Source organism: Rhodoflexus caldus (assembly GCF_021206925.1).
In the GTDB taxonomy this organism is placed as follows: domain Bacteria; phylum Bacteroidota; class Bacteroidia; order Cytophagales; family Thermoflexibacteraceae; genus Rhodoflexus; species Rhodoflexus caldus.
In genome coordinates this window covers 197,696-216,226 of record NZ_JAJPRF010000004.1, presented here as the reverse complement: position 1 = coordinate 216,226, position 18,531 = coordinate 197,696, and the positions used below count along the sequence as shown (strand labels likewise).

Sequence of the window (18,531 nt, the reverse complement as noted above, 5' to 3'; positions counted from 1 at the left end):
AATCCGAATTTTCGCCATCCTGATTTTGCCGGCGGCAAAAGTACGAACTTGGTAACATATTGTCGGTGAATATTGCAGAGTTAAAATATTGTATGCACAACATTTGTAAACATATCAATTTTCCGTACCTTTGTCAGGTGCGAATAGAAGAAGAATTACAGCAAAGCAAATTTGACAGTGAGCATCACAAGGCGGTGCTGAATATCTTATTTACGGCAGGTTGGATTAATGCAATTGACTTGTCGGTATTAAAACCTTTTGGCATTTCTCCGCAACAGTTTAACGTGCTGCGCATTCTGCGCGGTCAGCATCCTTCCACAGTGCGCTTGTGCGATATTACGCCGCGTATGTTGGACAGAATGTCTAATACAGCGCGATTGGTAGAAAAACTCCGCCTGAAAGGCTTTGTGAGCCGTGAACAAAACCAGCAAAACAGGCGCGAAGTTGATATTACCATTACCGCCGAGGGTTTGGCTTTGCTCAAAGCGATAGATGCCAAAATGGCCGAGTGGTACAGCCATTTCACCAAAATTTCTGAAGCGGAAGCTGCGCAGTTGAATATTTTACTGGACAAACTTAGAGGGGATTAAGCACAAGTATGTGCTAATTCATTGGCTTGCACTAAATTTACGAGCTAAAACATTTTTCAGCAATTCAATGGGTTCGACAGTTTTCAATCGTTTAGTAGCAGTTATTACGGTACTGCTGCTGATAGTATCTTGTACGCGGGAGGGAGCACCATTCGCTGATTTTTCCGTTGAGCCGAATCCTGCTACTGTGGGAAGGGCTGTAACATTTGTCAATCGCACGATTAATGCTACCGAATTTGAGTGGTATGTACAGGGTAATTTGGTTTCCAATGAGCAAGAACCTCGCTATATTTTCACATCAGGCGGCACACAGGTAGTTACGTTGGTAGCTAAAAACCCCAAAGGAACATCTGGCGGTTCCATTCGCGTGGAAGTGCGCGACCCTCGCGATTCGTTGGTGGGAACTTATCGTGGTACGGTAACTGTTATTTTGCCTGACGGGCAGCGCGGTTCGGGTAATAGTACTTGCGTGATTCAGAAGTCCACCCTCAATCCTCTTGCATTGGATATTAGTCTGACCGGCATTAATGATGCACCGCCGCGCAATGCCATTGTAGTTGATAACAATAATTTCAATATTGAAAACGATATTGCGGGTGCGCGTATGCGCGGTACCGGTGTGCGCAATGGTCGTCAGATACGATTAGACTATACAGTCCGTAATAATGCCAACCAATTGCTGGCAACTTACAACTTTATAGGTACGAGGTAATCAAATGGTGATTTTTCAATAAATTGGCGAAGTGACAGGAACCCGCTCGCAACCTTTACCTGCTTTCAATTCCCTGCCTATTTTGGGAGCTATCAGTTTGGTACATCTGCTGAATGATTCTATTCAAGCAGTGATACCGGCGATGTTTCCTATCTTACAAACAGAATTGAACCTGAGTTACAGCCAGTTGGGTTTAATAGCTTTTGCCAACAATATAATAGCCTCCTTTTTACAGCCGCTTATCGGCTCTTATACCGACAGGCGCCCTATGCCTTACCTGCTTCCTTTCGGCATGATTTGCAGCATGTTGGGGATGCTTTGGATGGGAGTTGCATCGGATATCGTACAGTTGGTATTGGCTGTGATGCTGCTGGGTGTTGGCTCGTCTGTATTCCATCCGGAAGGTTCGCGTTTAGTTGTACTGGCTTCGGGCGAACGCCGCGGCATGGGACAATCCTTGTTTCAGGTATTGGGGCAGGCGGGGCAGGCATTGGCACCCATTTGGACAATCGTCATTTTTGCACCGTTGGGGCAGAAAGGCTCATGGCTTTTCGTAATTGTGGGGATTATTGCCACTGCCATGCTTTTCTATCTGGCAGGCTGGTACAAAGCTAATTTGAGAGAAAGCGACTTTGTCCGTCCCGTAGCCCTCAAAAAATTACATGCCAAACGGCAGGGATTGATTTACTATGTTTTTGCCCTAATTGCGATTATTACGTTTGCCCGCAGTTGTTACATGGTTGGGGTGGTAGGGTTCTACACCTTTTTTCAGACCAAAGTGCTGATGAACTCGCTGGCAGAGGCACAGTCCTACATCTTCATTTTTTTGGTGTCTTTGGCGCTGGGTACATTGCACGGCGGCACATTGGCAGACCGTATGGGACTTCGGGCAGTGTTGTGGCTGTCGGTATCGGTCAGCGGCCTGACGGCAGTTTTACTGCCCTTCACCGAGGGCTGGATGGCTTATCTGGTGTTGTTTATTTCCGGCTATGCGGCAATGGCCGGATTCCCTGTATCGTTGATTTACTGCCTCGAACTGTTGCCGGAGCGCATAGGTCTTATTTCAGGAATGATGTTTGGGCTGGCATTCGGTATTGGTGCGGTGGCAGCCATCGGGCTCGGTGCTATCGGCGATTGGCTGGGCATAAAAAACATGATGATTATTTGTTGTTCTCTTCCTTTGTTGGGGCTGCTTGCTTTTCTCCTCCCGATGGAACGCAGTCGCAGGCATCGGTGATAAACCGCATGGACAATTGGTATAACTGCTGCCGTAAATTTTTCTCCGAAAATAATTCTTGCCTCAGATAGCAGAATTTTACGTTTCTTGCTTGCTTGGGCAACTTGTGCGACTTATTCCAGCACAATTTTTTTGCTGATAACATCGCCTGACGGCATGATAAAGCGGCAGATATAAAGGCCGCGCCCGAAAGAGGAGGCATTCCATTCAATAGCATTGGTATTTATGTCAGCCTGAAATTGGGCAACTTCTGTTCCGTTGGCCGCAATAATGCTCAATTGACCGATACTTCCCGCAGGCACTACAATGCGCACCCGATTGGAAGCAGGCGAAGGATATACCGCCATATCATTTCCTATGATTGGGCGCGTGTCCGCAGCCAGCACATTGCAGGCATTTTGCACATTGCGTCTGATTTCTTCCAACCGTCGGTACACATTATCACCCGGGCAGTCGGTTGAGCAGCCGTCGCGGTGCCCCGAAATAACACCGATGGTAGATTGCAGCGATGTACCCGGTAAGTGTATGGCTCTGCCAAACGGGTTGGTCAGGTTTTCCTTTTCCATTTTCCATGCAATCAGTCGGTGCAAGGAGAGCAGGGCAGCCTGTGGAGGTTCGGCAGTCATGTAGTTGCCGAGCAGGCAAATCCCCATCGTGCTTCCGTTTTTACCGCAAAAATGTGCACCGAGCACATTGTCGCCATCCATGCGCCCCTGTCCGTCGCGGCCTTCAAAAATGGCACCGTTTTGTGCTATGACGAAGTTATAGCCGATGTCATTCCAGCCGTTGCTTTGGGTGTGGAAAATGTAAATGTTGCGAACGGTTTCCGTAAAATCGCGCGGGTTGTTAGAGCCTGCCTCATGGTGAATAATGATAAAACGCACCTGTGTTCCTTCGGGCGGATTGCGCGGCGGCGGCAACCCTGCCCGCCATTGAGCAGCAGGTATAACGGGAGGTTTTTCGCAAATGTTTTCTTCGCGAAAAGGTATGGGTTCATACTCCCACCATTTGTTGGCATCGGGCAGGCGCGGCACGCTCAGCAAATGCAGCGTAATTTTACCTGCAACCGCACCGCTGACAAAGCGGATGCTCTCTTGTGGGCTGTCAAATACAGTCAGTTGCGAGGCATAGCGCTCCTGATGGCTGTCGGCTTTAAGCGCAACGGCTGTTCCGTTGTTCAGCAACAGGCGGCAACCCGAAAGGTCGGCTCCCGGTGTAAATTCTACCGAAAGACTTGTAACAGTGCCCCCCAATTGCCAAACATATTCTTTGTTGGGTTCTACCTCATAGGAAACCGTAGAGTACAAAGGCAATTGCGCATAGAGCAGCGGCAGCAAACACCACGTGAGTAAAAAACCGTACAAACGTTTCATAATTTTTTCATTTTCAGTAGGGTAAAGTTACAAAAGTTTGTACGGTCAAGCGGATTTTTAGCGGAATAAAAATCCGTTAGGCGCTCTGCCGGCGGCAATCGTGCCTATGCGCGTGCCGTCGGGTCGGATGCGGATAATGGTGCCGTTGCCCTGAAAGCCGTTGTTGTCTGCCAGCCAGATGCTACCGTCTTGCGGGTCGCAACCGATACCGTAGATGTTGTTTTGCGAAAAAATCGGTGCGGTAGGCATTGTACTTGCCGTAATAGGCAACTCAAATACACTTTGCGGTGTATTGAAACCGCCGACTAAGAAATAAATCCGCGTGCGGTCGGCGTTCATGGTTGCTTTGCCGTTGGGGCGCACGGTGGCAGATGCTGCAATAGTTGCCTCTACCTGATTGGTGTTTGGGTTGATGCGTGCAAAACCGCCGCTGCATACTGCCCAAAGTCTGTTGTTGGCATCCAGCAGCAGCCTTTGCGGGCTTTGCAATACTTCTATGCTTGCCTCAATCTGTGCCGTTTCAGGATTGATAACTGCTACGTTGCGAGTGCCTGCCATCGCAACAAAAATTTTGTTGTTAGCTGCCAAAATGCCTTGCGGAAAAGTCGGTAGGCGCAGGCTGTTTACAATTTGGTTGCTCTGTAAATCTACCACAACCAGCGTGGGGTTATCGCGCGAAAAGGTCGGGCTGAACGGCCCCCAGCAAGTTACAAAGCCGCGATTGCCAATGGCAGCAAAGTCTTGCGGATTAATCATGCGCGCTGCATCGCTGATAGTGGCTACGGCTTTCATCGTTCCCGCTTCCATGACTTCCAACTTATCGGCGCGATTGGCAACGACGTACAACCGATTGTTATGCAGCCGCACCGACTGAATAATCCCCGCAAAAGGTCGCTGATTTTCTGTCTGAAAAATTTGCTGGGCTGCCTGTTGTGTACCGCGATTCCAAAACGAAAGTTCACCATCCGCATCGCTGAAATTGCCCTCATTGACAATGATTACGCCGTTGTCGTATTTACCCGCAGGCGCTGTGTCTTTGTTTCCTGAACAAGCGGCCAGCAATACCCAAATGAACAGCCAAGCGAATCGGGAAATGATTTTTTGCATAGTTTAAAAAGATGTTTAGTTGAAAATATGAACAGTGTGTAATTCAAAGTATCCGAACGGGACGACGGTTATTGTCAAGTGCAACAAAGGTGAACTTGCCCGTGATGGCCAATTCGCGGCCTTCTTCGTACATTTTTTCTACAAAGATTTCAACCGCTACCTGCAAACTTGTCCGCCCGATGTGGACAACTCTGCCGACAAGCTCTACAATGGTTCCGGCAGGAATGGGCTTATTGAAATCTATTTTATCGCTGCAAACGGTTACAACCTTTTTCCGCGTAAACCGCGTGGCGGTAATGAATGCCACCTCATCCATCAGTGACATGGCCGTACCGCCGAAGAGGGTGTCGTAGTGATTGGTCAGATTAGGGAAAACGGCTTTAAAAATCCGTGTTTCCGCATTTTCCATGCGCTGTTCCAGCACATCGGGCATCATAGGGACGACTTGGTTCATACAACATTCTTTTTAAATCCATAAACACAATGGCGGCAACCGCTTTGGCAGCAATAGCCGCGCTGAAAATGATACAGTTCGGTAAATACCCAATAGCTGCCTTCTTTGTAGTAATGCACGCCTTCCAAGGGCGGCACACCTTTGGCAGGTGCGGGATAGCAGGCAGCTTTGCGGCTCAAATTTTCCAGATAGGCGAGGCAATTTTTGCAGAGGCAATCGTTCCAATGCGTTTGCTCGAGCATTTTGCGGACGGTTTCGGAAACGACCGCTTCGCTGCATTGACAGTTGGCCACATCGCCGGGTTTGCATTCAAACAAGGCGTTGCATCGGGGGCAATATTTCGGTTCGTGTAATGACATGGCGTTGCATGGGTTTGCTATTGCCTTTAATGTTATGGTTACTTGGCCTATTCAGACCTGACAGGTTTTCAAAACCTGTCAGGTCTGAGAACTGTCGGGTTTAAAGTGCGCTACCTGACGCTGCCAATGGTTATACCGGCCTGAAAGTGCCTGCCGGGCATGGCGCGCAACTGAAAATTCTGATAGTCGGCATTGAGCAGGTTGTTTACCCGCAGCAGTGCCTGAGCCTGAATTTTTTTTATTTGCAAATCTTTGGAAACCAATAAGTTGCTTATCCAAAAGGGTTTGAGTGAAGTTTCATTATCGGCTGTTGGGTAGCGTGTGCCCGTGTAGTTAGCATCGGCTTGCAGCAGCCAACCTTTCCAAACAATTGCCGATGAAGCCTGTGCACGATGAAGCGGCGTATAGGGCAATTGCTTGCCTGCCGAACGGTCGTTGTCGCTGAGCGGCTGCAAGTTCAACGACTGGTTGAGTGCATAATGCCCGCGAAGTTCCCAATAGCCACCTGTGATAAGGCGACGATATAATCCGTTGATTTCCAAGCCCGTTACACGTACTTCCCGTGCATTTTCAGGCGACCAGAAACTGCCGCGCGGCAGCCACAAAATCCAGTCTTGCACCCACATGCGGAATGCAGTGGAATTGATTTGCAGGCGATTGCTGCCTTTGTGCAGTTGCCATCCCAGCGAAGTTTCCGCGTTGTAGCTGCGTTCGGGGCGAATATCAGGGTTGCCGCCGGGCTGCCAGAATCGGTCGTTCAGCGTGGGTACGCGATAGCCTTTGGAGGCTTGCAACTTCCATGTAAGCAATTGACTGTCAGTAATTTTACGCTGCCATTGGCTGCCCAAGGCAGGAGCAATCGGTGCACTGAAACCGGGGACAATTGTTTGCCGAATGGTTGCCGAAAGCAGCACGTTCGGATGGATTTGCAGGCGCGAAAGGGCGAACCAGTCGGTGCGTAGCTCCGTAATATCCCCCCGATATGCCCGCACATCTGCTCTTGTATGTTGCACATTGCCGCCGATTTCGGTAGTCAGGCGGTTGTTCCAGTTTTGCTCGTGGCGGGCTTGTGTCCAATAGCGCCAAGTAGCTGAGCGGTCGCCATTGAAAATAATTTCATCAAAAATAAAAGCTGTTTTTGCACGAAAAACACCATGAGTGCCTGTCAGTTGTTCATAGTCAGCCATGAGCCGCAGGTTTGCATCTTGCTGCTCATCGCGGACTTCCTGTGCTGCCATCGTCGGCTGCACCTGCCGAAAGTGGTCATGGTACCACGTTTTGAGCGACAGTTGCCGTCGGTTGTCGGGTCGGAAGTAAATTTCAGGCGTAAGTCCCCAATAGTGAACGGCGGCGTTTTGCTGCCTTTCGGTGGGCACGCCTGCCTTGGCAACATTGCGGAAAGGGAAATCATTCTGCTGCTGCAAACGGTAGAAACCCGTTTGTGCTTGCCATTTTTCGCTGCCGCCGCCTGCCTGCAAGCGTGTAAAATAGCGCCCGAAACTGCCGAACTCTTGTTGCAGGTTTGCCTGAAAGCCTTCTTGCCATTCGCTGTCGGTGCGGATGTGCACTGTACCGCCAAGGGCATCGCTGCCGTAGAGTGATGAGCCGCTGCCGGGCTGTACCAGCAACCGACTGCCGGCAGCCAGAGGGATGATGCTGAAATCAATCAGCCCCAAAGACGGGTGATTGAGGTTGATGCCGTTCCAGAGCAATGCCGTTTGCGAAGGCCCTGTGCCGCGCATGGAAATCGTTCCCATCATGCCGCCACCGTATTCGCGCATGTAAACAGCCGACTGCCGCATGAGCAAATCGCTGAGGGAGGCACTTGCCAACCGCGATACTATTGCGCTGTCGGGTTGCCAAACAGCAGCCCCTACGGCAAACTTGCTTTCCGGAATGCCGCGCACCGTTACCTCGTGCAGAGTACGCACCGAATCGGCTTTTTGCGCCCACGATTCTGGCAAAGTGTAAATACAAGCCATCAGGGCTGCCGATAAAACAGCCTTTTTTATACAAAAAAACATCGCATTCAGGTTTGAATTTTTAACAATTCAACCCAAAGCCATACAGTAAAAAACAAACGACCTTGCGGAAATTTTCCGAAGTATCCTTAGCCTTTCACCCGAAAGCCTTGAATTTGTGATGGGGGCAGGTCTCCTGGCTTGCTCACCGCTAATCGCCTTCCCAAAACCCGCAGGTTTCAGTGGCACGAGGGTTGATTAGCGGCTTTGTAAATGAGCTTACAGTTGCGGGGACAGCTCCGGTCTTTCACCGGATTCCCTTTTAAGCCATGCAACAGCCTGTATTGCACGGCACCCTAACATCGGTGCAAATGTAGCAAAATTTGCAGGATAACAAGGGAAAAGAAAAAAACTTTTGGCAAGTTCGGATTTTACGGACTAATTTGGCTGTTCAATCGTTAAATAGGTAGAATCCCCCGAAAAACCAACTGACCGATGGCAACCAATATCACTTGTTCATTTTGCGGCGCAGGAAAAACACAGGTTTCTCTGATGGTATCGGGCATTGATGCCCACATTTGCGACACCTGTATTGTGCAGGCGCATGACCTGTGGCAGCAAGAAATGCAGCCCCGAAAGAAAACGCGCCCTAATCTGCAATTAGTAAAGCCCACAGAAATGAAGCGCTATCTCGACCAATACATTATCGGTCAGGATAAAGCCAAAAAAGTGATTTCGGTAGCCGTTTACAATCATTACAAGCGCCTGATACAAAAATCCAAGGATGACGATGTGAGCATTGAAAAGTCAAATGTGCTGTTGGTTGGTGAAACAGGTACGGGTAAAACCTTGATTGCCAGAACATTGGCAAAACTACTGCAAGTGCCTTTTGCCATTGCCGATGCTACCTCCGTAACCGAAGCGGGCTATGTGGGCGAAGATGTGGAAACCATCTTGACGCGCCTCTTGCAAGCCGCCAACTACGACGTGGACGCAGCAGAACGCGGCATTGTTTATATTGATGAAATTGACAAAATTGCCCGCAAAGGTGATAATCCTTCCATCACTCGCGACGTAAGCGGCGAAGGCGTACAGCAGGCATTGCTCAAAATGCTGGAAGGAACAGTGGTAAATGTACCTCCGCAAGGCGGCAGAAAACATCCGGATGCCAAGTTGGTACAAATCAACACGGAAAATATCCTGTTTATTTGCGGCGGAGCTTTTGAAGGAATTGACAAGAAAATCGCCAACAGATTAGAAACGCGCCCGATTGGTTTTGGCAGTCAGTCTTTCGGGCTGAAATCGGGGCAGGCCAACTATGACCTGTTGGAGCACCTCAGTGCGCAAGACCTGCGCAGTTTCGGACTGATACCCGAACTGATTGGCCGCCTGCCGATTATTGCCACTTTGCAGCCATTAGATGCCACCGCCCTCCGCCTGATTCTGACCGAGCCGAAAAATGCCATTACCAAACAGTACAAAAAGCTGTTTGAGATGGAAAAAATCAAGTTGCACTTTACCGATGAGGCATTGGATGCGATTGTAGAACGCGCCGATGCGCTCAAATTAGGCGCTCGCGGCCTCCGCGCCATTTGCGAAAGCATGATGCTGGAAGCCATGTATGAGCTGCCTTCGGCCGGTGTCAAAGAGTTTATTGTGGATGGTGAATATGCCCGCCGCCAGATAGAAAAGGTATATGCCCTGCGCGGCAAAGATGCGCACTCTTCTGAGGCGGCATAAGGCGGATAATTTATTGCACAGTTTACCGCCTTCTCTTTTGCTGTTGGACGAATGAAATCGCAGGTGTTTTTTATAAATTACTGAAAATCAATTGTTAAGCCTGTTGGGTATCCAAGCCCCGACAGGCTTAAATATATGCAAATACTGCGCGCCTTCTATATTCAAGATAAGAATGTTCTGTCTGCTCAACTGCATCTGTCGGCCGAGACTCTTTGCAAAAACAAGTAAGGCAGGTGCGTTATGCGTGGCCGACAATGTGCTCATACTGCGCAAAAAACACGTCCAAGTCCACATTGCCGCCGGTGAGAATCAGCCCGATGCGTTTACCTTGCAGGGCTTGGGGGCGGTTTTGCAGCAATACGGCCAGCGGCAGCGCACACGAAGGCTCAATTACGATTTTGAGCCGTTCCCACACCAAGCGCATGGCTTTGACAATCCATTCTTCATCGGCGATTAAAATATCTGCCACATGTTCGCGAATGATGCCAAAAGTTTTATCACCCAACGAAGTGCGTAAGCCGTCGGCAATCGTGTTGGGATTGACCGAAGGGATGATATGCCCCGCATGAAACGAGCGGTACGCATCGTCGGCGTTGTGGGGTTCTGCACCCAGCACTACTGTTTGCGGCGCAAAATAATGTGCCGAAAGTGCCGTGCCGCTCAAAAGTCCGCCGCCGCCGCAAGGGGCGATTATGTAATCTAAGTTTTCTGCCTGCTGCAACAACTCGTAGGCACAGCTTGCCTGCCCTGCAATGGTGCGGTAATCGTTGTAGGGCGGAATGAACGCTGCACCCGTTTCCGCAACTACCTGTGCGAGCGTGTCTTCGCGTGCCTGCAAGGTCGGTTCGCAGAAAATGATTTGTCCGCCTGCTGCTTTCGTTCCTTCTATTTTTGACTTAGGCGCATTGGAAGGCATCACTACGTAGGCAGGAATACCCCGCAGTTGGGCAGCTTTTGCCAATGCTTGTGCATGGTTGCCCGAAGAGTGCGTAGCGACTCCCTTCGCCGCTGCCTCATCGGAAAGCGAAAAAACGGCGTTTGTAGCCCCGCGCATTTTGAAAGACCCCGTGCGCTGAAAATTTTCACATTTGAAAAACAACTCTGCACCGGCCAACTCATTCAGCGAGTGGCTGGTGAGCACAGGTGTTTGATGAATATAGGGCTTGATACGCGCTACGGCAGCTTCTATTGTCGTTTTATCGGGTGTATGCATCGGTTTTGAGGGGTTTGGCAAGTAATTAAATCTTTGTGGTAAAAACTCAAAGGCAGCGCTCTCTGCGGTAAAAATTCAACGGCAACAGACGTTATGCAGCGAATTTCGCTAAATTTGGTCAAACACCAATTTAGACAGTATCACGATGAGAAAAATCATTACCGCAATTACGCTGTGCCTGCTGTACGGCTTGCCGTTTGCATTTGCGCAGGACAGAAAAGCCATGAGTTCCAAAGACCAAGACAAAATTGCCATTTGGAATCAGTTAGACAAAAAATTTCCTGAATACTCGCAAGTGGCACGCGAGATTTGGTCGTTTGCCGAACTGGGCTATCAGGAACAAAAGAGTGCCGCCCTGTTGCAAAGCAAATTAAGCGAAGCGGGATTTAAAGTAGAAAGCGGCGTAGCAGGTTTGCCTACCGCATTTGTGGCAACTTACGGCTCGGGAGGCCCTGTCATCGGTATTTTGGCGGAATTTGACGCACTGCCCAGCCTTTCGCAGGACACAGTGCCTTATCGCAAACCCTTGCTGGAAGGCGGCAGCGGGCACGGTTGCGGCCATAACCTGTTCGGAACGGCATCGGTTGCGGCTGCCATTGCCCTGAAAGACCATTTGCTCAAAACAGGACAGGCCGGAACAGTGAAACTCTACGGCACACCTGCCGAAGAAGGCGGCGCAGGCAAGGTTTTCATGGCACGTGAAGGCTATTTTAAAGGAGTGGACATTGTATTGCATTGGCATCCCGGTGCTACCAATGCGGCCAATGCGGAGAGTTGTTTGGCGATGGTAAGCGGTACGTTCCGATTCTATGGACAGACCGCCCATGCCGCGGGCAGTCCCGACCGCGGTCGCTCTGCCTTAGACGGGCTGGAAGCAATGAACTACATGGTCAATCTGATGCGCGAGCACGTGCCGCAGGAAGCGCGCATTCACTACGTCATCAAAAACGGTGGTGTAGCTGCCAACGTTGTTCCCGACTATGCAGAGGCAGAGTACGTTGTGCGCCTGCCCGACCACAACGCCACCATGGAACTGTGGGAGCGCATTGTAAAAGCAGCGGAAGGTGCGGCAATGGGTACAGGAACTACCGTAAAATATGAAATCAATGCGGCGCACATGGGGCTGCTGCCGAACGAAACGCTTGCCTCTGTTATGCACGGCAATCTGAGCAAAGTAGGCGGAGTTAAATACAATGCTGCCGAACTTTCCTTTGCCGAGCAGTTGCGCCAAACCATGGGCAAAAATTTGCCGCCGCTTAAAGTAGCCGAAGAAATTCAGCCTTTCAAGCAATCGTTTTTCCCTGCCTCTACCGATGTGGGTGATATCAGTTGGTTAGTGCCTACCACAGGGCTTTCTACGGCTACATGGGTGCCCGGAACGGCAGCACACACTTGGCAGGCCACAGCCGCCGACGGCATGGGCATAGGCATGAAAGGCATGTTAAATGCGGCTAAAACAATTGCCGCCACCGGTTTGGATTTGCTCAACAACCCTGCACTGGTAGAAAAAGCCAAAACCGAAATGCAGAACCGCCGCGGTGCCAATTTTGAATACAAAGCAATGATTGGCGACATTAAACCGCCGTTAGACTACCGCAAGGGACTGTAAAAAGCAGTGCAGATGGCAGAGGGCGGATTTTGGATGTAATCATCCGAAATCCGCAATTTTTCCCTTATCCGTTTCCTGTTTGCCTGCAATGCCGTATTTTTGGACTCTTTCTGAAAAAAGCATTCCATCAAAGAACTATACAAAGCACTGATAGCGTATGGCTGAGATTATTCGTATGCCGAAAATGAGTGATACAATGACCGAAGGTGTCATTGCCTCATGGCTCAAAAAGGTAGGAGATAAGGTGAAATCGGGTGATATTCTGGCAGAAGTGGAGACTGACAAAGCCACCATGGAGTTGGAAAGCTACTACGACGGCGTATTGCTGTACATCGGCATACAGGAAAAACAAGCCGTACCTGTGGATGGTGTCATTGCTATCATCGGTCAGGCCGGCGAAGACATAAGCGCTGTCTTGGCGCAATTGGGCAATGCCTCCGCCTCTGCAACTGCTGCCGCGCAGACATCAGCCCCTGCCGCCGAACCTGTGGCTGTTGCTGCCCCTACCGCGCCGCAGAGTGCTCCTGCCGTGAAGGTGAACGCTACCGTTATCCGAATGCCGAAAATGAGTGATACAATGACCGAAGGTGTCATTGCCGCGTGGCTCAAAAAGGTAGGCGATAAGGTAAAATCAGGCGATATTCTGGCAGAGGTAGAAACCGACAAAGCCACGATGGAGTTGGAAAGTTACGAAGACGGCACACTTCTTTATATAGGTGTAGAGGCAGGCAAATCCGTGCCCGTGGACGGCATCATCGCCATCATTGGCGAAGCCGGTGCAGACTACCAAGCACTGTTGAACCAGCAGTCTGCTCCTGTTGCACAAACTGCTGCTCCTGCCACTGTTGCGGAAACTGCTGTTGCCGCTCCCGTAACGACCTCAGCCGCTGCCCCTGCCACGCAATCGGTTGCAGGTTCAAGCACTGCCGAAGGCGGCAGAATAAAAGCATCGCCGCTGGCAAAGCGTTTGGCCAAAGAAAAAGGATTGGATATTTCGCAAATCAAAGGCACGGGCGAACACGGACGCATTGTGAAGCGCGATGTGGAAACATTTGTGCCTGCTGCCGCACCTGCTAAGCAGGAAAGCGCAGTACCCGTTGCTATGCCGCAACGCAGTACGGCGGCCTACGAAGAGAGCTTTACGGAACTGCCTGTAAGCCAAATGCGCAAAACCATTGCCCGCCGACTGAGCGAGAGTGCTTTCACTGCACCGCATTTCTTCCTCACCGTAGAAATCAACATGGACAAGGCAATGGCAGCCCGCCAGAGCATGAACGAAGTTGCACCTGTCAAAATTTCGTTCAACGATATGATTATCAAGGCTTGTGCCGTTGCTTTGCGCAAGCACCCGATGGTCAATGCTTCGTGGCAAGGCGATAAAATCCGCGTCAATCACCATATACACATAGGCGTGGCGGTTGCCGTAGAAGATGGTCTGCTGGTGCCTGTCGTGCGTTTTGCCGATACGAAGTCCCTTTCCGAAATTTCTGCGGAAGTGAAGGAGTTAGGCAGCAAAGCCAAAAACAAAAAACTGCAACCCGCTGACTGGGCAGGCAATACTTTCTCTATCTCCAATTTGGGCATGTTTGGCATTGAAGAGTTTACCTCTATCATCAATCAGCCCGATTCGTGCATCTTGTCGGTAGGGGCTATCCGCCAAGTGCCCGTGGTTGCCGATGGACAAATCCGCATCGGAAACGTGATGAAAGTAACGCTTGCCTGCGACCACCGCGTGGTAGATGGCGCAACAGGTGCGGCCTTCCTGCAAACTTTGGTACAACTGATGGAAGACCCCGTGCGCATATTGATTTAGCCGACTGTTGAAAATGTTTCAGCGCAAGAAATAATCAACTAAAAACCCGACGGGCGTACCCAATCCGTCGGGTTTGTTTTATGGGTTAATGCAGGGTTTGTTATGGCTTTTATTCTGATTATTGAAGACGACGAGCGCGTATCGGAACTGCTGCGGCGCGGGCTGGCAGAAAACGGCTTCATTGCCGATGCTGCCTACGACGGGCTGACGGGCAAAAAATTAGCACTGCAAAACCCCTACGACTTGGTGATTACCGACGTGGCGCTGCCCAAAATGGACGGTCTGGAACTTTGCAAGGCGCTGCGCCAAAGCAAGCCCAACCTGCCGATTATCATGCTCACCGCGCTGGGTACTACCGACGACAAGGTGGAAGGCTTTGATGCCGGCGCAGATGATTATTTGGTCAAACCTTTTGAAATGCGCGAACTGCTGGCGCGCATCCGTGCCCTGCTCAAACGGGCACAAACAGTTGCCCTGCCGCCACAGGGCGACACGCTGCAATATGCAGACCTGAAACTGAACCTCAACACCAAAACCGCCGAACGCAACGGCATCGCCATCAACCTGACCCCCAAAGAGTTCAAACTGCTGTCCTACATGTTACAACATGCGGGGCGCGTGCTGTCCCGCACCGAAATTGCCGAAAAAGTATGGGACACACACTTTGACACGGGAACAAACTTTATTGACGTGTACATCAACTACCTGCGCAAAAAAGTGGACAAAGACTTTGAACCCAAACTCATCCATACCCGCCCGGGTATGGGCTTTGTGCTGATGAAACCCGACAACGCATGAAAATTCGCCTGCGCCTTGCCCTGCTTTTTACCGCGCTTGCTGCCGCCATCCTGCTGGCTTTTGCGGCGGTAATTTACTGGTCGGCACGCAGCAACCGCGAAAAGGAATTTTACGCACTGCTGCAAAAGGAAGCACTCACCAAAGCCAATTTGGTGTTGGATGCCAAAGTGGACACGGCTACCTTGCAGCGCATCTATCGCAATAACAGGCAGATTATCAACGAAGTAGAGGTGGCAGTGTACGACGGCAACTTTCGCCTGCTGTACCACGATGCGGTAGATATTGACTTTGTAAAAGAGCATCCCAAAATGCTGGCGCAAATTCGCGACGAAGGTATGGTACAATTCTATCAGGACGGTTGGCAGGTTATCGGATTGCGGCATGAGTTTGAAGGGCAGCAATACCTGCTCACCGCCGCCGCTTACGACCAATACGGTTACAACAAGTTGGAAAGCCTGCTACAAAACATGGTGGCAGTTTTCGCCATAGCAACGGCACTCATTTTCGGGGCGGGTCTGTATTTTGCCCGCCGCGCGCTGCAACCCGTTGCCGCCATGACCGAACAGGCGCGGCGTATTTCGGCTACCAATTTGCACTTGCGCTTGCCCGTTGGGCGAAATGCCGATGAACTTGCCGAACTTGCCGCCACGTTCAACAACATGCTGGCGCAACTGGAAAACTCATTTGAGGCACAAAAAAACTTTGTTTCCAACATTTCCCACGAACTGCGCACCCCGTTGGCTGCCATGATTGCCGAGTTGGAACTTGCCCACAGCCGCGAACGCAACACCGAAGAATACCGCAGCGTTATTGCGCGCACGTTGGGCGATGCCCGAAAAATGGCGCGGCTCACGGGTAGCCTCTTAGACCTTGCCCGTGCCGAATACGACCCCGCACAAATCACTTTTCGCCCGTTGCGCATAGACGAACTGCTCTTTGATGCCCGCCAACAGGTGTTGCAGGCGCACCCCGATTATCGGATAGATATCGGATTTGCCAATGAACCCGAAACCGAAGCGCAAATCATGCTCAACGGCAACGAATACCTGCTCAAAGTTGCCTTGATGAACCTGCTGGAAAACGGCTGCAAATTTTCCGACAATCACCATTGCACGGCTACGCTGCACTTCACCGCCACGGGCATAGAAATCAGCGTGGAAGACAAAGGAATCGGCATTGCCCCCGACGACTTGCCGCATATTTTTGAGCCGTTCTATCGCGGTGCAAACAGCCGCTTTGCCGAAGGCAACGGCATCGGGCTTTCACTGACCCAAAAAATAGTCCGCCTGCACAAAGGCACGATTGAGGTTTTTTCTGAGCCTAACAAAGGCACGCGCTTTCTAATGATTTTCTAATGTTTTTCTAAAAGTTCTCTAACGGCTGCCCTGCAACAAGGCGGGTAATTTTGCGCTGCAATCATCGGGCAATTTTGTACAGACAGGGCATGCCCTGTCGCTGATTTTCAACCCTAAACCCGCAAAAAGCCATGACAACACTGGATTTCACCTTGCGGCTGATGCTTGCTTTCGGGCTGGGCGCAATGATTGGCATTGAGCGGCAGTGGCGGCAAAAAAGTGCCGGGCTGCGCACCAACACGTTGGTTTCCGTCGGTTCGGCGGCTTTTATTCTGCTGTCGGCGCTGCTCACGGGCGATGCGGGCGACCCAAGCCGCGTAGCAGGACAAATTGTTACGGGCATAGGCTTTTTGGGTGCGGGTGTCATCATGAAAGACGGCATGAGCGTTCAAGGCTTGAACACTGCCGCCACTATCTGGTGTTCGGCGGCGGTGGGGTCACTGGCAGGCGTGGGTTTCGTTGCCGAATCGGTCATTACAGCCCTGACCGTGGTGGGTGTTCACCTCATCCTGCGTCCGTTCGGCAATCGGCTCAATCGCATTCCCGTGCAGAACGCTGCCGACGAAGGCACTTATACCTACGCGCTGAAACTGCGCTGCAAAGAACAGGTGGAAAATCACCTGCGCGTGCTGCTGATTAACTACCTGAAAAACGACGAACACCTGCAACTGCGGGCGCTGAAAAGCAGCGACAACGGCAGCCCTGCCTATACCTATGTGGAAGCCGAAATTCAGGCAATCGGCAGGCACGATAACTTCATTGAACAACTTGCGGGAAAATTCACGCTGGAATACGGCGTAACCGAAGTGCGCTGGGAAATCATCGGACAACAAAACGATTAACGACACATGCAGGTAACGGAAAGAAAAAAACTGATGTTGCCCACAGAGCAACTCAAAAAAATGCCCGTTGTGGAAGTTGCCGAACTGCTGGCAGAGCTGGAAGCCCCCGAACTGCTGCCGCAATTGGACAACTTTACCCCCGCGCAGCAAGGGCTGATTGTTGCCGAATTTGCCATGACCAAACAGTTGGAACTTTTCCAATCGGTCAGCCGCAAGCGCTTTGCCCTCATTTTTGAGCAAATGCCGTCCGACAATCGCGCCGACCTGTTTCAGCATCTCACCCAACAGGAACAAGCCGAACTGCTGCCTTTCCTTTCCAAAAAAGTGCGCGAAGACGTTATTCAACTGAGCAACTATCCGCCCGAAACGGCAGGCGGCATCATGAGTACGGACTTTGCCACCGTGCAGGAAACCATGACTTGCGCCGAAGCCATCGCCAAAATACGACTGGATGCGCCTTCCAAACGCACCATTTATTATGTGTACGTGGTAAACGACAATCAGGAAATGCAGGGCTTTATCACCCTGAAAGACCTGATTATGAACGAGCCCGAAACGTTGGTCAGCTTTGCCATGCACCGCAAGTTTGCCTTTGCCTACGTGGACGAAGACCGCGAAGAGGTAGCCAAGAAAATAGAACGCTACGACTTGGTGGCGCTGCCCGTGCTGAACAGGCAAAATCAATTGGTAGGCATCGTTACCCACGACGAAGCGCTGGACATCATCCGCGCCGAACACACCGAAGACATGGAACGGTTCATGGGCATCATTCAAACCAATGAAGAGTTTGACTATCTCAAAACCAATACATGGGAACATTTCCGCAAGCGGGTGGTTTGGATTGTTTCGCTGGCTGCCGTCGGCATCATTTCGGGCATGATTATCCACAACTACGAAAACGCGCTGGAAAAACTGCTCATTCTTGCCCTCTACATGCCCATGGTTGCCGATACGGGCGGCAATGCGGGCAGTCAGGCAGCAACGGTGGTGGTGCGCGCGCTGGCACTGGGGCAGGTAGCGGTAAAAGATTGGCTGAAAATTCTTTGGAAAGAAGCCAAAGTATCCGTTTTGCTGGCGGTTTGTTTGGGGGCGTTGGCATTTGCCAAAGTGTTGTTTTTGAGTTGGGAAACCGAAATCCCCGCTGCCTATCGGTTGAGCGAAATTGCCTTTGCCATTTCGCTGGCGCTTTCCTTACAGGTTATCACGGCAACCATCATCGGGGCGGGTTTGCCTATTTTGGTGAAGCGATTCGGCGGCGACCCCGCAGTGGCGGCAAGTCCTGCCATCACCACCGTTGTGGACATTACCGGTCTGCTGATTTATTTCGGCACGGCTTCGTTGTTTTTTGCACTGTAAAACCTTGAAAAC

Annotated in this window: 16 protein-coding genes and 1 riboswitch; of the genes, 10 read left to right on the top strand and 6 right to left on the bottom strand. The window is 50.9% G+C overall.

The genetic code is table 11. From position 1 onward, the window contains the following. The first annotated feature begins 137 nt into the window (after positions 1-137). The 3 genes from NDK19_RS07190 (at position 138) to NDK19_RS07180 (ending at position 2,539) form a co-directional block, all read left to right on the top strand. On the top strand, positions 138-590 hold the full coding sequence (locus NDK19_RS07190; RefSeq protein ID WP_250631185.1) for a MarR family winged helix-turn-helix transcriptional regulator: 453 nt from the start codon (positions 138-140) through the stop codon (positions 588-590). 67 nt (positions 591-657) lie between these two features. Next, positions 658-1,302, top strand: coding sequence for a PKD domain-containing protein (locus NDK19_RS07185; RefSeq protein WP_250631184.1), 645 nt, complete (start codon positions 658-660; stop codon positions 1,300-1,302). Between the two features lie 31 nt (positions 1,303-1,333). Continuing rightward, positions 1,334-2,539: an MFS transporter gene (locus NDK19_RS07180; protein ID WP_250631183.1), complete on the top strand. Its 1,206-nt coding sequence runs from the start codon at positions 1,334-1,336 to the stop codon at positions 2,537-2,539. A gap of 113 nt (positions 2,540-2,652) precedes the next feature. Here NDK19_RS07180 and NDK19_RS07175 read toward each other — a convergent pair whose 3' ends face one another. The 5 genes from NDK19_RS07175 to NDK19_RS07155 all read right to left on the bottom strand — a co-directional run bounded on the left by NDK19_RS07175 (position 2,653) and on the right by NDK19_RS07155 (position 7,856). Beyond that, entirely contained in the window at positions 2,653-3,912 is a 1,260-nt protein-coding gene (locus NDK19_RS07175; protein WP_250631182.1) for an N-acetylmuramoyl-L-alanine amidase, read from the bottom strand. Positions 3,913-3,969: 57 nt separating this feature from the next. Continuing rightward, positions 3,970-5,019, bottom strand: a complete 1,050-nt coding sequence (locus NDK19_RS07170) for a DUF5074 domain-containing protein (RefSeq protein WP_250631181.1) — start codon at positions 5,017-5,019, stop codon at positions 3,970-3,972. 43 nt (positions 5,020-5,062) lie between these two features. Next, the gene (locus NDK19_RS07165; protein ID WP_250631180.1) at positions 5,063-5,473 is read right to left on the bottom strand and encodes an acyl-CoA thioesterase; all 411 of its coding nucleotides are present in this window, start codon (positions 5,471-5,473) and stop codon (positions 5,063-5,065) included. After that, entirely contained in the window at positions 5,470-5,832 is a 363-nt protein-coding gene (locus NDK19_RS07160; protein WP_250631179.1) for a cysteine-rich CWC family protein, read from the bottom strand. Before NDK19_RS07160 ends, NDK19_RS07165 begins: the two co-directional genes overlap by 4 nt. Positions 5,833-5,942: 110 nt before the next feature. Then, positions 5,943-7,856 carry a TonB-dependent receptor plug domain-containing protein gene (locus NDK19_RS07155; protein WP_250631178.1) on the bottom strand — a complete coding sequence of 638 codons (1,914 nt, stop codon included), beginning with the start codon at positions 7,854-7,856 and terminating at the stop codon, positions 5,943-5,945. 106 nt (positions 7,857-7,962) lie between these two features. Then, positions 7,963-8,167, bottom strand: a riboswitch (cobalamin riboswitch). Between the two features lie 121 nt (positions 8,168-8,288). Here NDK19_RS07155 and clpX point away from each other — a divergent pair. Further along, positions 8,289-9,533, top strand: a complete 1,245-nt coding sequence (clpX, locus tag NDK19_RS07150; protein WP_250631177.1) for an ATP-dependent Clp protease ATP-binding subunit ClpX — start codon at positions 8,289-8,291, stop codon at positions 9,531-9,533. Positions 9,534-9,771: 238 nt separating this feature from the next. Here clpX and NDK19_RS07145 read toward each other — a convergent pair whose 3' ends face one another. After that, a complete protein-coding gene (locus NDK19_RS07145; RefSeq protein WP_250631176.1) occupies positions 9,772-10,746 on the bottom strand; it encodes a pyridoxal-phosphate dependent enzyme in 975 nt (324 codons plus the stop codon). Positions 10,747-10,891: 145 nt separating this feature from the next. Here NDK19_RS07145 and NDK19_RS07140 point away from each other — a divergent pair, with 145 nt between their 5' ends. From NDK19_RS07140 to mgtE, 6 genes are all read left to right on the top strand, one after another. Continuing rightward, complete coding sequence (locus tag NDK19_RS07140; protein WP_250631175.1) at positions 10,892-12,355, top strand: amidohydrolase; 1,464 nt, start codon at positions 10,892-10,894, stop codon at positions 12,353-12,355. Between the two features lie 157 nt (positions 12,356-12,512). Beyond that, a complete protein-coding gene (locus NDK19_RS07135; RefSeq protein ID WP_250631174.1) occupies positions 12,513-14,168 on the top strand; it encodes a pyruvate dehydrogenase complex dihydrolipoamide acetyltransferase in 1,656 nt (551 codons plus the stop codon). Positions 14,169-14,270: 102 nt separating this feature from the next. Next, positions 14,271-14,966 carry a response regulator transcription factor gene (locus NDK19_RS07130; RefSeq protein ID WP_250631173.1) on the top strand — a complete coding sequence of 232 codons (696 nt, stop codon included), beginning with the start codon at positions 14,271-14,273 and terminating at the stop codon, positions 14,964-14,966. Continuing rightward, positions 14,963-16,321: a sensor histidine kinase gene (locus NDK19_RS07125; protein WP_250631172.1), complete on the top strand. Its 1,359-nt coding sequence runs from the start codon at positions 14,963-14,965 to the stop codon at positions 16,319-16,321. Before NDK19_RS07130 ends, NDK19_RS07125 begins: the two co-directional genes overlap by 4 nt. Before the next feature lie 131 nt (positions 16,322-16,452). After that, positions 16,453-17,163 carry an MgtC/SapB family protein gene (locus tag NDK19_RS07120; RefSeq protein ID WP_250631171.1) on the top strand — a complete coding sequence of 237 codons (711 nt, stop codon included), beginning with the start codon at positions 16,453-16,455 and terminating at the stop codon, positions 17,161-17,163. Positions 17,164-17,196: 33 nt separating this feature from the next. Beyond that, entirely contained in the window at positions 17,197-18,519 is a 1,323-nt protein-coding gene (gene mgtE / locus NDK19_RS07115; protein WP_250631170.1) for a magnesium transporter, read from the top strand. The last annotated feature ends 12 nt before the right edge of the window (positions 18,520-18,531 follow it).

Coding starts and splice junctions, on each gene's coding strand:
- NDK19_RS07135 (WP_250631174.1), top strand. CDS start 12,513: ATGGCTGAGATTATTCGTATGCCGAAAATGAGTGATACAATGACCGAA.
- NDK19_RS07130 (WP_250631173.1), top strand. CDS start 14,271: ATGGCTTTTATTCTGATTATTGAAGACGACGAGCGCGTATCGGAACTG.
- NDK19_RS07165 (WP_250631180.1), bottom strand. CDS start 5,473: ATGAACCAAGTCGTCCCTATGATGCCCGATGTGCTGGAACAGCGCATG.
- NDK19_RS07120 (WP_250631171.1), top strand. CDS start 16,453: ATGACAACACTGGATTTCACCTTGCGGCTGATGCTTGCTTTCGGGCTG.
- NDK19_RS07185 (WP_250631184.1), top strand. CDS start 658: ATGGGTTCGACAGTTTTCAATCGTTTAGTAGCAGTTATTACGGTACTG.
- NDK19_RS07145 (WP_250631176.1), bottom strand. CDS start 10,746: ATGCATACACCCGATAAAACGACAATAGAAGCTGCCGTAGCGCGTATC.
- NDK19_RS07175 (WP_250631182.1), bottom strand. CDS start 3,912: ATGAAACGTTTGTACGGTTTTTTACTCACGTGGTGTTTGCTGCCGCTG.
- NDK19_RS07125 (WP_250631172.1), top strand. CDS start 14,963: ATGAAAATTCGCCTGCGCCTTGCCCTGCTTTTTACCGCGCTTGCTGCC.
- NDK19_RS07160 (WP_250631179.1), bottom strand. CDS start 5,832: ATGTCATTACACGAACCGAAATATTGCCCCCGATGCAACGCCTTGTTT.
- NDK19_RS07155 (WP_250631178.1), bottom strand. CDS start 7,856: ATGTTTTTTTGTATAAAAAAGGCTGTTTTATCGGCAGCCCTGATGGCT.
- clpX (WP_250631177.1), top strand. CDS start 8,289: ATGGCAACCAATATCACTTGTTCATTTTGCGGCGCAGGAAAAACACAG.
- NDK19_RS07140 (WP_250631175.1), top strand. CDS start 10,892: ATGAGAAAAATCATTACCGCAATTACGCTGTGCCTGCTGTACGGCTTG.
- NDK19_RS07170 (WP_250631181.1), bottom strand. CDS start 5,019: ATGCAAAAAATCATTTCCCGATTCGCTTGGCTGTTCATTTGGGTATTG.
- mgtE (WP_250631170.1), top strand. CDS start 17,197: ATGTTGCCCACAGAGCAACTCAAAAAAATGCCCGTTGTGGAAGTTGCC.